The organism is Massilia sp. UBA6681 (assembly GCF_002454935.1).
GTDB lineage: Bacteria > Pseudomonadota > Gammaproteobacteria > Burkholderiales > Burkholderiaceae_D > Telluria > Telluria varians.
This window is the reverse complement of sequence record NZ_DKJX01000084.1, coordinates 1-13274: the sequence shown is the minus strand read 5'-3', so window position 1 is coordinate 13274 and position 13274 is coordinate 1. Positions and strand designations below refer to the sequence as shown.

Annotated in this window: 6 protein-coding genes; 2 read left to right on the top strand and 4 right to left on the bottom strand. The window is 68.4% G+C overall.

Annotated elements, in window-relative coordinates; genetic code table 11:
- Positions 1–367 precede the first annotated feature (367 nt).
- Positions 368–1375, top strand: a complete 1008-nt coding sequence (locus B2R83_RS14075) for a sulfate ABC transporter substrate-binding protein (protein WP_292042376.1) — start codon at positions 368–370, stop codon at positions 1373–1375.
- Between the two features lie 304 nt (positions 1376–1679).
- Positions 1680–2648: a serine hydrolase gene (locus tag B2R83_RS14070; protein ID WP_292042373.1), complete on the top strand. Its 969-nt coding sequence runs from the start codon at positions 1680–1682 to the stop codon at positions 2646–2648.
- A gap of 67 nt (positions 2649–2715) precedes the next feature.
- Here the strand turns inward: B2R83_RS14070 and B2R83_RS14065 are convergent, their stop codons facing one another.
- The 4 genes from B2R83_RS14065 to recC form a co-directional block, all read right to left on the bottom strand.
- On the bottom strand, positions 2716–3831 hold the full coding sequence (locus tag B2R83_RS14065; protein ID WP_292042370.1) for an RDD family protein: 1116 nt from the start codon (positions 3829–3831) through the stop codon (positions 2716–2718).
- Positions 3832–4044: 213 nt separating this feature from the next.
- Positions 4045–5994: an exodeoxyribonuclease V subunit alpha gene (recD, locus tag B2R83_RS14060; protein WP_292042368.1), complete on the bottom strand. Its 1950-nt coding sequence runs from the start codon at positions 5992–5994 to the stop codon at positions 4045–4047.
- Positions 5987–9652, bottom strand: coding sequence for an exodeoxyribonuclease V subunit beta (recB, locus tag B2R83_RS14055; protein ID WP_292042366.1), 3666 nt, complete (start codon positions 9650–9652; stop codon positions 5987–5989). Before recB ends, recD begins: the two co-directional genes overlap by 8 nt.
- Entirely contained in the window at positions 9649–13062 is a 3414-nt protein-coding gene (gene recC, locus B2R83_RS14050) for an exodeoxyribonuclease V subunit gamma (RefSeq protein WP_292042363.1), read from the bottom strand. Before recC ends, recB begins: the two co-directional genes overlap by 4 nt.
- Between the last annotated feature and the right edge of the window lie 212 nt (positions 13063–13274).

Here is a 13274-nt window from a genome sequence, read left to right as displayed (position 1 = left end):
AAAACGATCAGACCGCGCTTGTGGCGCAATGGCTGGGCACGACTATACACCGAAAGCCCCCGACCTTGCTGTGGTCACCCATATCCGCAGCGATGCCGCGCAAGGCCTGCTCTGCGGTACGAGAGCCTGTACCTGCAAGTAAGAGGAAGCGAATGGTGATGCATGGCGAGCGTGGGCAAGGCGCGAGGAGGCCGCATGGCGAGCCATGCAACGACGAGCAACGCAGACCACGATTGCCAGGCGCGCCAGGCGCGACTCTTACTTGCAGGGATAGGCTCTAAGCATATGACAAAACTATTGTTCCGTATTTTGAGCAATGTGCGGATGATGCACACTGTCACCACAAGATTCTGAAAAGCGAGAACATATGACCCTGACCTCCCCGCTCCGCCGTTTCCTCCTGGCCCTGTCGCTGGGCGCCGCGCTGCCGCTGTCGGCCAGCGCCGCCACGACCGAGCTGCTGAACGTTTCCTACGACGTGGCACGCGAGCTGTACAAGGACATCAACCCGGCCTTCATCGCGGCCTACAAGCAACAGACCGGCCAGCTTGTTACCATCAAGCAGTCGCACGGCGGCTCGAGCAAGCAGGCGCGCGCCGTCGCCGACGGCCTGGAAGCCTCGGTCGTCACCATGAACCAGGCCAACGACATCGACATGCTGGCCGACCGCGGCCTGGTGGCCAAGGACTGGGCCAAGAAATTCCCGAACAATGCGGCGCCCTACTACTCGACCATGGTGTACCTGGTCCGCAAGGGCAACCCGAAGAAGATCCGCAACTGGGACGACCTGGCGCGCCCGGGCGTGCAGGTGATCATCCCGAACCCGAAGACCGCCGGCAACGGCCGCTATACCTACCTGGCGGCCTGGGGCTCGGTGCTGAAAAAGGGCGGCAACGAAGCGCAGGCGCGCGACCTGGTGGCCCGCATCTTCAAGAACGTGCCGATCCTCGATGCGGGCGGACGCGCCGCGACCACCACCTTCACCCAGCGCCAGATCGGCGACGTCCTGGTGACCTTCGAGAATGAAGTGAGCATGGTGCGCAAGGAATTCGGCGACAACTTCGAGGTGGTCTACCCGAGCAGCTCGATCCTGGCAGAATCGCCGGTGGCCGTGGTCGACAAGGTGGTCGACCGCCGCAACCAGCGCAAGGAAGCGACGGCCTACCTGAACTTCCTGTACTCGCCGGCCGGCCAGGAAATCGGCGCCAAGCACTTCCTGCGCGTGCGTTCCGATGCGGTGATGAAGAAATATGCCGCCAATTACAAGCCAATCCAGCTGTTCACGGTGGATGAGCTGTTCGGCGGCTGGCGCAAGGCCCAGGAAGTCCACTTCAACGATGGCGGCGAGTTCGACAAGATCTACCAGTCGAAGTAAGCCATCCGCGACCAGGCCTGCTTCATGGGCCCATGACGAAGCCCTGCCCTGTGCAGGGCTTCGTCGTTCCGGACGCAGAATATCTACCCAATCTGGCAATTGTCATGGACGCTGTGTTAACTGGAGGGTTAAACTGCAACTAAATTCCGGTTCACAAGGCCGTTTTTGCTTGTGTGCCATAGACATGCATCATGCTTGATGCTATCTTCCAACTCCTGTAGTTGCCCTACAGCTAGATTGTTGAGTACTCGCTTACCCACTGCCGCGTTTTCCCGCTCAACACAACCTATTCCTGCACCCGACAATGTTCAAAAAATTGCTTGCCACCGCATTGTTGTCGTTTTCGGCTGCGGCTTTCGCCGTGCCCTTCGGCTCGCAATCGGTGCTCGTGGTAGAAGATGACACCGGCAAGATTCTGCTGGAAAAGAATGCGGACCGCGTCGCGCCGATCGCGTCGCTCACCAAGCTGATGACCGCCATGGTCGTGCTCGATGCCAGGCAAGACCTGGACGAGCTGATCGAGATCGACCGCAGCGACGTCGACACCTTCAAGCACAGCAGCTCGCGGGTGCCGGTCGGCGCCCTGATCTCGCGCCGCGACGTGCTGCAGCTGGCCCTGATGTCCTCGGACAACCGCGCGGCCCATGCGCTGGCGCGCACCTATCCGGGCGGTCTGGCCGGGTTCAAGGTCGCGGTACGCCAGAAGATCGCCGCGCTGGGCATGACCCAGACCGTGATCGAGGAGCCGACCGGCCTGTCGCCGCACAACCGCTCGACCGCGGGCGACCTGGTCAAGATGGCAACGGCGTCGGCCAGGTATCCAGAGATCACGCGCATGTCGACCGAGTCGAAGGACCTGATCAACATCAACGGCCGCGAGGTCGAATACCGCAATACCAACCGCCTGGTCGGCGCCAAGGGTTGGGACATCGGCCTGTCGAAGACCGGCTACATCCAGGAAGCCGGCCGCTGCCTGATCATGAACATCAAGGCCGGTGGCAAGAACGCCACCCTGGTGCTGCTCAATGCCGGCGCCTCGTCGGCGCGCATCCTGGACGCACTGAACATCCGCCGTTTCATCACCGGCGACGAGCCGGTGAGCATGGCCAAGGCCTCGAACCGTGCGCCGCGCTACAAGGCTGCGTCGAGCCGCGCCCGCATCAAGGCCAGTGCTGGCGGCCCGCGCATCAAGGCGACGGCCGGCAAGGCCAAGGTCAAGGCAGTCAAGAAGCGCAGCAAGGCGAAGGTGGTGCCGAAGCGCCGCAAGAAATAAGCGCATCGCTGCACCATGCAGACACGAAGGGGCCCACGAGGCCCCTTTTGTTGTTTCAGCGAGGATCTCAGTGGCTGCGCTGGGCCAGTTCGGGCCGCGGCGGCGGCGTGACCGTGTCCCACAAGGCGCCGCTCAGCTCCTGCACCAGGTCGTCGGTATAGGCGGCCGGCGGCGACTGCATCGCCACCACCCGCCAGGCCTTGCCGTCGACTTCGACGATGCGCAGCTGCACCCGCTCCGGCCCCTTTTTGTGCAGCCCCCGGCCGACCCAGGAATGGCGGCCGCGGAATTCGGCGAAGTAGCTGTCCGCCAGTTCGAAGCGGTCGGCCAGCCGGTCGGCCAGCGCCTGGGCATCCTGGCGCAGGGCCCGGCCGCCGCTTTCCTCGTGCGCGAACAGGACGGCGGCGTGGCCGCTTTGCTGGGTGAACAGGTGCTGCACGCTGCCGTCCGGCCCGGGGCGCACCTCGAGTTTCCATTGCGGCCCGATGCGCGCCATGCGTCCGGTGACCGGGTTGGTCCAGGCGACCGGCGGCGCTTCCAGCATGGCGCTGGTCTCGCGACTGTCCTGGCGGTCGACGCCGTCGAGGATCAGGATGGCGCAGAACAGGCTGACGAAGGCGGTGCCGAACACGCTTTTCGCCAGCCAGCCGGTAGCGCTTGCGCTCACCAGGAAATCGTCCTTGTCGTAGCTGGCCTGCACACCCTTGCGCAAGCGCAGGCCCTGGCGCGCCATGGTCACCAGGCTGATGAGCGGCAGCCCGAGCGCGAGGCCGTCGCGCCAGATCTTCAGGTTACGCCGGACCAGTTCGCGAAAAGCCGGCACATGCCCATCGGTCGTGATGAGGCGCAGGCCCAGCAGCGCCTTGCCCGGCGTATTCCCGAGCAGCGCCTGCAGGGCCGCGTCCAGCACCAGGCCGCCGGGGATGCAGGCCAGGCCGAACAGTTTCCAGCCGAACGGGGTTTCGAGCCAGCGCAGGAAAGCCGGGGATACCTGGCCCAGGGCATAGCCCAGCACCAGGGCCACCAGCGCGGTCTCCCACCAGACGTCGAAGCTGCGGGCAAACCAGCGTAGCCAGGGCCCGGCCAGCGGGAAGGCCGGCAGGTCGTCGCAGGCGCTAGGGGTGCGCGCCACCGTGCCGGGTGCGGAACAGAACAATACCGTCTGCTGGTCGAGTGGCTGCATGGGTGCGCCAGGCGCTGTGACGCCTTGTGGTCAGGGAAAACTTCGTTGAAGGAAAAATTACACGAAAAATGCTGCCCGGTCTTTGTTCTTGTACGTGAGTAAGACCACGCAATAACGGTCGAGTTCGACGAAATGGGCTAGGTCGCGCACCATGCTTGGCCTTCGTCAAACCCATAGTCGCGCCGTCGCGACACCGGGACCTTGCGTTCTGGCTCAGCGAGAAGTCGGCGCGATCATGCCGCGCAAGCCGCTGGTGCGGTGAGTGCGCTGCGCGATCGCCTCGAGCAGCACGGCGCCGGGGGGCGAGACCAGGGTGAACATCTCGCTGGCGCGGGTGATGCCGGTATAGACCAGCTCGCGGGTGAGGACGGCGCCGCGTTCGCGCGGCAGCGCCAGCACGGTATGGCGGAATTCCGAGCCCTGCGATTTGTGGACCGTCATGGCAAAGGCTGTCTCGACATTGCGCAGGCGGGTCGCCAGCACGCTGCGCACCGTATCGCCTTCGAGGAAGTACACGCGCAGGGCGCCGGGGCGCGCGGGATCGGGCAGCGTGAGCCCGATGTCGCCGTTGTAGACGTTGGTGGCGTAATCGTTGCGGGTCACCATGACCGGGCGGCCCACATACCATTCGCCGTTCGGGCGCAGCAGCCCGGCCTGGGCCAGGCGCCGGGCCACCGCGTCGTTCAGGCCGGCGACACCCCACTCGCCGTCGCGCACCGCGCACAGGATGCGGAAGGACTCGAAGCGCTGCAGGACCTGGCGCACCCATTCTTCATGATTCGTGTTCAATCCGGCCTTATGGCCGGTATTCAACACGTCCAGGTAAGAACCGTAGCCGGATTGGGCCAGTTGCAGCACCTGCTGCTGCTGGGCGTTCTCGATCCAGCGCACGCCCGGCTCGCCTGCGCGCAGCACGGCTTCGGCGCGCACGGCGTCGCCAGCGTTCACCGCCAGGGCCAGCTGGCCGATCGGGCCGCCGAAGCGGCGGCTGTGGCGCAGCATCACGGTCTGCTGGGCCAACGCGCCGGCGTCGCCCAGGAATTCATCCGGCAATTCCTCGCCGCTGGCCGCGAGAACGTAATCGCAGGTGGCGTCGGTGTAGCCGCCGGCCCCGGCGTTGTGGCACAGGTCGCCGAGCACGGCGCCCGCCTCCACCGAGGCCAGCTGGTCCTTGTCGCCCAGCAGGATCAGGGTGGCGGAAGGTGGCAGCGCGTCCAGCAGCGAGGCCATCATCTCCAGGTGCACCATCGAGGCTTCGTCGACGATCAGCACGTCGACGTCGAGCGGGTTGCCGCGGTGGTGGGCAAAGGCGCGGGTGTCGGGACGCGCCCCCAGCAGGCTGTGCAGGGTGCGGGCGGCGCCCATGCGCAGCGTCAGTTCGCGCAGCGGCAGCGTCGATCCGACCTTGTCGGCCAGCTCGTTCAGGGCCTTGTCGATCGACTGTTTCAGGCGCGCCGCCGCCTTGCCGGTCGGCGCGGCCAGGGCGATGCGCTGGCTGCCGGCTTCCGGGGCGGTGGCGAACAGCAGCGCCAGCAGGCGCGCCACGGTATAGGTCTTGCCGGTGCCGGGGCCGCCGGTGATGATGGCCACCGAACCGCGCAGGGCGATGGCGCAGGCCAGCTTCTGCCAGTCCGGGCCGTCGGCGCTACGCTGCGAGGCGAACAGCATGTCGAGCCAGCCGCGCACCGCTTCCTGGTCCACCTCGCGCTTGCGCGTCGCGCGCTCGCGCACGGCCTGGGCCACCAGCATCTCGTCGCGCCAGTAGCGGCGCAGGTAGAGGCGGTCGCCGTCCAGCACCAGCGGCTGGTCGTAGTCGAAGGCGCTGACGTCCCAGACCTGCTGGCAGCCGGAGAGACTCTGGGCCCAGCCCTGCGCGTTCTTCGGCAAGGGGCCGGCGGCGCGCGCCAGCAGCTTCCACTGCTCGTCTTCCCAGCCGAGCAGCCCTGCGGGACCTGCGGCCAGGTCGGACAGGAGCAGGCAGCTGTGGCCCTGCCCTTCCAGCTCGGACAGCACGCTCGTGGCCAGCACCAGCGCAGGCGGCGCCGCCCCCAGCGAGGCCACGAAGCGGGCGAAGGCATAGGACAGGCGGCGCAGCTCGCCGGTTTCGCTCAGGCGCGCCAGCTCGCTCCACAGCAGCGCGATGTTGGCTTCATGCTTAACCATGATGGTCCTTGTCCAGCAATGCTTCCAGTCCGGCCAGGAGTTCCATGTCCGGTCCCAGCACGCAGCAACCGCGCGTGTCGGCGTTCGCGATCCCGCGCAGGAACAGGAACACGGCGCCGCCCAGCTGGCGGTGCGGCTCGTAGGCATCCCCCAGCCGGCTCTTCAGGAGGCGGTGCAGCGCCAGCATGTAGATGGTGGCCTGGATGTCGTAGCGGTGCTCCGCCATGCCCAGTTCCATCGCGGCCTGGGTATAGGCGGCGTCGCCCGGCCCCAGCGCATTGGTCTTGTAGTCGAGCACCCAGTAGCGGCCGTCGTGCTCGAACACCAGGTCGGCGAAGCCCTTGAGCATCCCGTGCAGCACGCGCTCCGGCAAGACCGGACGGTCCAGGCCCTTCATGATGCGCGCGCGGCACAGGCGGTCCAGTTGCACCACGTCCAGGCGCTCGCTGGGGAACCAGAACTCCAGCTCGGGCACCGGATCACGCAAGGCACTCAAGGCCGCACCCAGCGGCGGGAGCGGGGTCGTGACCACCGCGTGCAGCCAGGCCAGGGCGTCGTCCAGGCGGTTGCCCCAGCCGGCGCGCTCGATGCGCTGGCCCAGGCGCAGCATGAATTCCGGCTCGTCGGCGCGATGAAAACCTTCCGCCGCCATCCATTCGAGCTGCTCGTGCATGAAGTTGCCCGGCACCGAGCCGCGCGGGAAGCGGTGCCAGGGCGCGTCTTCGATGCGCGGCGGCGTCACCACCTGGGGCGCCTCTTCCAGCAGGGTTTCCTCCTGGGCGCGCATCGGCGCCGGCGGCGGGGTGGGCGAAGCCGAAAGCTGAGCGCTCACGGCATGGCGCACCAGCGAGGTGAAGGAACCGATCGACCAGTCGCGCTCGAAACTGGCTTCGTAGCGTGGCGCCCCCAACAGCTCCGGGCGCACGTCCTCGCGCGCCAGCAGGGTGCGGCCCTGCGCCTCGCTCAGGTCGTGCAGCACGATGCCCTCGACGCCGCCGCGCAGGCGCTCCAGGCGCTCGCGCAGCAGTTCCGCGTCGATCTTCTCGCCGCCGCCCAGCAGGTAGCCCAGCGCCGAGTCGTGCAGGCGATTCTCGTTCTTGCTGCGGCCGCTGATCGGCGCCGCGCCCAGCCACAGGTAGTGGCGCGCGCGCGTCAGCGCCACGTACAGCAGGCGCAGGTCTTCCTCGAGGCGGGCGCGGTCCACCGCTTCCAGGGACTCGTCGCCCATCGCCAGGTCGAGCCGGCGGGTGCCGTCGATGCCGACGAACTCGAAGAAGGCGCGGTTGCGCCGGTCGGTACGGCGCGCCGTCACCGCGAACGGCAGGTAGACCAGCGGGTATTCCAGGCCCTTCGATTTGTGGACCGTGACCACCTTCACCAGCTCGGCATCGCTTTCCAGGCGCAGCACGCGTTCGTCCCCACCCTCGCCCAGGCCCTCGACCTGCTCGGCCAGCCAGCGGATCAGGGCCTGCTCGCCTTCCAGCTGGCCGCTCGCTTCCTGCAGCAGCTCGGCCAGGTGCAGCAGGTTGGTCAGGCGCCGCTCGCCGCCCGGCTGGCGCAGCAGGCGCGCCGGCAGGCCCAGTTCGTGCACGAAGCGGCGCAGCATGGCCAGCACGCCCTGGCGCTGCCAGGCGCCATGCAGGTTCTTGAGCTGCTCGACGCGCGCTTCCCAGGCCACCTCGTCGCTCGAGAGCCGGGCCAGTTCGCCCAGCGGCAGGCCGGCGGTGCGGGTGGCGAAGGCGGCGCGCGCCAGGATGCCGTCGAGCGGATTGGCCACCGCATACAGCCAGCGCAGCACGTCGGCCGCTTCCTCGCTTTCGACCACCGAATCCTTGTCCGACAGGTAGACGCTGGCCACCTTGCGTTCCACCAGCGCGCGGCGCACCGCGGCGGCTTCGCGCCGGTCGCGCACCAGGATCGCGATATCGGCCGGCATCAGGCGGCGGAAACGCTCGCCGTCCGAGAAGCCGACGCGCTCGTCGCCCAACAGGCCGACGATGTGCTCGGCGCAGTGGTGGGCAAAATACTCGCGGTACTCTTCCTGGTTCATCGGGCCGGCGCAGCACACCGACATCGCATGCTGCGCGCCGTCGGCCCCTACCAGGCGTTCGCGGTGGCCCTTGGCCTGCACGGCGTCGAAAGGCAGCGGATTGTCCTCGCCGCGGCGGAAACGGAAGGCGCCTGCCGGGTAGCCGCCCTGCCCGCCGACGCCTTCGGCATGGCGGAACAGCTGATTCACCGCTTCCACCAGCTCACTGGTGGAGCGGTAGTTGACGCCCAGCTGGTAGTGGCGCCCGGTAGTGGCGCGGCGCGCCGCCAGGTAGCTGTGGATGTCGGCGCCGCGGAAGCCGTAGATCGACTGCTTCGGGTCGCCGATCAGGAACAGTCCCCGTTCCGGGTCATTGTCCGCCACCCGGTACAGCAGGTCGAAGATACGGTACTGGTCGGGCGAGGTGTCCTGGAATTCGTCGACCATCGCCACCGGGAACTGCAGCACGATGCGCTGGCGCAGGGCCTGGCCGTTCGGCCCCTCGAGCGCATCCTTGAGGCGCTCGAGCATGTCGGCGAAGCCGAACTGGCGGTTGCGCGCCTTCAGCTCGCGCATGCGGGCGGCGATGTGGCTGGCGGCGTGGCGCAACAGCGCGTGCGACAGCGGCTGCAGGCGCGCCAATGCTTCCCGCAAAGGCGCGGTAAAGCCGAAGCAGGCCGGCACCTCGGCCACGAAGTCCTTGCTGAAGGCGTCATTGACGCCGTCCGGGCACAGGCGTTTCCATGCCGTCTCGTTCAAATCCGGCAGCACCCGCTCCGCGTCGATCGCCCAGGCGCGCAGGGCCTCGAACCACTTCACCAGCGAATCGGCGCGCATCTTGTTGCCGTTGAAGCACTTCGGGTTGCGTTCGCGGTGGCCGGCGATCCAGCTTTCCATCTCGTCCGCGCGCGCGGCCCAGCCTTCCTTGAGGCCTGCCAGCTCGGCGCGCAGCGCCGCCTGCACGCGCGCCACCAGGGCGCCGAGCGGCTCGGGCGCACACTCTCCCAGCAGGTGGGTGCGCGTCACCAGCTCGCGCACGCCGCCTTTCAGGGCCTCGACATCCTTCCAGCACTCGCGCACCGAGGCCAGCGCATTCGCGCCCAGCGGGTAGACATGCTGGCGCCAGTAGTCGTGGGCGGCGTCCTCGAACAGGGCGCGCTCGTCGCTGACCAGCTCTTCGTCGAACAGGCTGCCGGAGTCGAACGCGTGCTCGCGCAGCATGCGCTGGCACCAGGCGTCGATGGTGAAGATCGCCGCCTCGTCCATCGTTTCGGCGGCCAGCACCAGGCGGTGGGCGGCGACGCTGCGCTCCGCCTCAAGGGGATAGGCACCCGCCAGCTCGGCCAGGTAGGGGTCATCGATGTCGAGCTGTCCGCGGAAAAAGGCGGCCGCCTCGACCAGGCGCTCGCGCACCCGGTTGGCCAGCTCGCGCGTGGCGGCGCGGGTGAAGGTCATCACCAGGATCTCGCTCGGCAGCAGCGGGCGGGGGAAAGCCGCCTCGGCGCCATGGCCGAGCACCAGGCGCAGGTAGAGCGCGGCGATGGTCCAGGTCTTGCCGGTGCCGGCCGAGGCCTCGATCAGGCGCGAGCCGTGCAGCGGGAATTCCAGGGGTTCGAGGTGCTGGCTCATGCCGCCTCCCCGTCCGCATCGCCGCCCAGCGGAGCGACCTGCACGCCGGTTTCCAGCCAGTCGGCCAGCGGCCCGTACAGGTCGCGCGCCACGTGCGGCCAGTCGCCGGCCGCCACCAGCGAAGCGAAGTCCGGCCACAGGCGCGCCAGGCACAGTTCCTCGACTTCGCCGGAGAGTTCGTAACTGCCGTCATAGACCAGCCTCGGGTCGCCTTCCTGCAGCAGGGCCAGCGCGGTCTTGCAGGCCACGCCCAGCGGCCGGTCGAGGTTGGTGCGCCACAAGCTGACCAGGTCGTGCAGCGTCGCCGCAGCCTCCGTCGGATTCAGGGCCGGCATGGTGAGGATCGCATCGCGCGCCACCAGGTGGCCGGCCACCGGTGCGCCGGCCGCGCTCGCCGCCAGCTGGCGCAGCCAAGCCTTGATCAGCTTGTCGCCGCGCGGACGGCCTTCCCGGTCCAGCACCTTCGACGACACCTGCATCAGCCAGGCGGTGTCGCTGCCATCGGAGCGCAGGCGGTCGATCCAGTCGTCCAGCACCAGGCCATCCTCCAGGCCCAGGCTCACTGCGCGCTTCGGTGCATTGTGCGGAAAGCGCTCGCCCAATCGCAGCCAGGCGGTGCGCACCGGCACCAGGCCGTCGACCAGCTCCTGCTGCCACTGGCGTCCCATCAGGCCGATCGGCAGCACGCCTTCGCGCGCCAGCCGTTCGGCGCGGCTGTTCAGGGCCGCGCGCACCTCCGCAGTACTCGTCCCATTGTGCGCTTCCACCGGGCCGCTGTCGTCGAGCAGGTGGTCTTCGATGAAATAACGCTCCAGCGCGTCGAGCGAGAACGGTTCCTCGTCCTCGCCCACCACGGCGGCGTCGGCGAACACCACGCCCAGGCGGCGCCGGAAGAAGTAGCGCGCCGGCTGGCGCAGGAAAGCCGCCAGCTCGCCCAGCTTGAGCACCAGGCCGGGCTCGATCTCGTAGGGCGGCAAGGCGTCCACGCCCCCGGCCTCCTCGTCTTGTCCGTGGGCGGTGCGCCATTCGCCGGCAAAGGTCAGCAGGCCGCCGCGCTCGAAATAGCGGCGGCTGAAGGGCTGCAGCGCATGCTCCGTGGTGCGTTCGGACAGGTCGAGGTTCCAGCCGTTCTTCAGGTAGTCGCGCAGCTGGGCCACCAGCACCGAGGCCGGCTGCTCGCTGTTGTCGCGCACGTTGCGGCCGACCCAGCTCACATACAGCTTGTCGCGTGCCGACAGCAGCGCTTCCAGCATCAGGTAGCGATCGTCGTCGCGGCGCGAGCGGTCGCCCGGGCGCGCCATGCCGGGCAGCGCCAGCAGGTCGAAGTCGGCCTGGCTGGTGCGGCGCGGAAAATCACCGTCGTTCATGCCGAGCAGGCACACCACGCGAAATGGCACGGCGCGCATCGGCATCAGCGTGCAGAAGGTCACGCCGCCGGAGACGAACTGGTGGTTCAGGGTCGGCTGGTCGAGCTGGCTCAGCCAGGCTTCGCGCATCACGCTAAGGGGCACCGGCTCGCCGAATTCCGCGCTGTCGCAGGTCTCGAGCCAGCACTGCAGCGCTTCGTTCAGCTGCGCCAGGGTCAGGCGGTCTTTCTCGTCGCCGGCATGGAAGAAGGCCGCAAGGAGCGCGCGTGCCGCCTCGCCCCACTCGCCCGGGGTGCGCGACTGCACCAGCTCGGCGCGCCAATGCAGGAGGTTCTCGATGAACTGGGCCAGCGAGCCCGCCAGCGCGGCATCCAGGCCGCCCACTTCGGCATAGGGCTCGATGTCGCCGAAGCTCCTGCCTGCGCCGCTCGCGTAACCGAGCAGCATGCGGCGCACGCCGAAGATCCAGGCGTTCTGCTCGCCCACGGACGCCAGGCCCAGCCCGGCGCGGTGCTCGCGGTCCAGGCCCCAGCGCACGCCCGAGCCCTCGATCCAGCGGCCCAGGATCGGCAGGTCGTCGGCATCCAGGCCGAAGCGCCCGGCCACCGCCGGGACGTCGAGCAGGTCGCGCACCTCGCTCTGTCGGCAGCGCTGCTGCGGCAGGCGCAGCAGCCATTCGAGCGCCACCAGCAGCGGATTCACGCTGCGGTCGCGCACGTCGCCTATCTCGAAGGGAATGTGGCGCGGGTCCTTGCTTCGGTGCTGCTCGAACACGGCGTGGATCGCGGCCGAGAACACGTCGATGTCGGGCACCATCACCACCACGTCGCGCGGACGCAGGCTCGGGTCCTGGGCGAACCAGGACAGCAGCTGGTCGTGCAGCACCTCGACTTCGCGCTGGACGCTGTGGGTGATGTGGAATTCGATCGAGCGGTCGTCGCGCGGCGGGGCGGTCTGCGGATGCTCGTCGGGCGGCAGCAGGTCGCGCACCGCTGCCTGCGCCTGCTGCAGCAAGGTCTCGCCTGCGGATTCGTCGAACAGGTCGACCCGCAGGTTCTCGTAGCGGCTGCCTTCGCCCTGGTCGAACTCGTCGAGCATGCGCACGAAATCGCGCCCCTGGCGGCCCCAGCTCGCTAGCAGCGGGTGGCTGTGCATGTGCAGTTCCTCGACCGGCACGCTGGCGAGCTCGATGCCGCCGCGCGGCTGCTGGCGCCGGCGCGCCGCCTTGAGCAGCTCGCGTCCCTCGATGATGTCGCCCCAGTAGAAACGGCAGGGATTGGGCACCGCGAACAGCACCTGGGTATGGCGCGACAGCGCGGCGATGGCCTGCAGGGTCTGGTAAGGCAGGGTCGACATGCCGAACAGGATCACGCGGCGCGGCAGGCGCGACACGGGCTCGCGCCCGGATTCGATGGCGGACACGAATTGCTGGTGGATGCTGGCACGACCCGTAACGCGCTGGGCCAAGGGCAGGCTGGCGTGGATTTCGCGCCACAGGCAGGCCTGCCACTTCAGGTCGGGACCGAGCGGCAGCGGGTCGCCCACGGCGCGGCGCAACTGGTCGCGCCCGGCTTCCCAGTCGGCCAGCCAGTCGGCGCGGTAGACCTGGTACTGGTCGTACAGGTCGGCCAGGCGCTCGGCCAGCTGCAGGCGGCGCTCGGGGCAGCCGTCGCCCAGGAATTGTTTCAGCGGCGCATAGCTGGCGTCTTCCACCAGCGCGGGCAACAGGCGCATCAGGCGCCAGGTGAGCGGGTCCTTGTCGAAGGGCGCGCGGGTGGGCACGCGCTCGCGCCCCAGCATGCCGCGGTAGGCTTCCCACAGGAAGCGCGCCGGCAGCGCCACGCGGGTGGCGGCGCACACGCCCATTTCCTCGGCCAGCGCGATCTTGAGCCACTCGGCCACCCCGTTCGACTGCACCAGGATGGTCTCCTGCTCGAGCGGTCCCAGCGGGTGCGCGCGCAGCCAGTCGAACATGGCGCTGCGCAGCAATTCCATCTGGTTGCCGTGCAAAATCAACAAGCCGGGGGTGATCGGGGAGGACATCGGAATGCTTGGGTTGCTCAAGGGGCAAAGTCTACCCGGTTTGACCGTTTCACGAAAGGCTAGACTCGGCTCCTTAGCCTTCTAACAATGTCCAAAAAGACAGCGTCAGGCCCGGTCTCGGGCGCGCACGCCAAGGCGGCCGGCGATCTCGCGCTCGACGCGCGCCAGCTGGGCGCGCAGGCGCGCCGCCAGCGCCCTGGCCTGGGCCGGAC

What these genes read in the sequence shown, in the direction of transcription:
- recC (WP_292042363.1), bottom strand. Translation starts at nt 13,062, where the DNA reads ATGTCCTCCCCGATCACCCCCGGCTTGTTGATTTTGCACGGCAACCAG.
- recB (WP_292042366.1), bottom strand. Translation starts at nt 9,652, where the DNA reads ATGAGCCAGCACCTCGAACCCCTGGAATTCCCGCTGCACGGCTCGCGC.
- B2R83_RS14075 (WP_292042376.1), top strand. Translation starts at nt 368, where the DNA reads ATGACCCTGACCTCCCCGCTCCGCCGTTTCCTCCTGGCCCTGTCGCTG.
- recD (WP_292042368.1), bottom strand. Translation starts at nt 5,994, where the DNA reads ATGGTTAAGCATGAAGCCAACATCGCGCTGCTGTGGAGCGAGCTGGCG.
- B2R83_RS14065 (WP_292042370.1), bottom strand. Translation starts at nt 3,831, where the DNA reads ATGCAGCCACTCGACCAGCAGACGGTATTGTTCTGTTCCGCACCCGGC.
- B2R83_RS14070 (WP_292042373.1), top strand. Translation starts at nt 1,680, where the DNA reads ATGTTCAAAAAATTGCTTGCCACCGCATTGTTGTCGTTTTCGGCTGCG.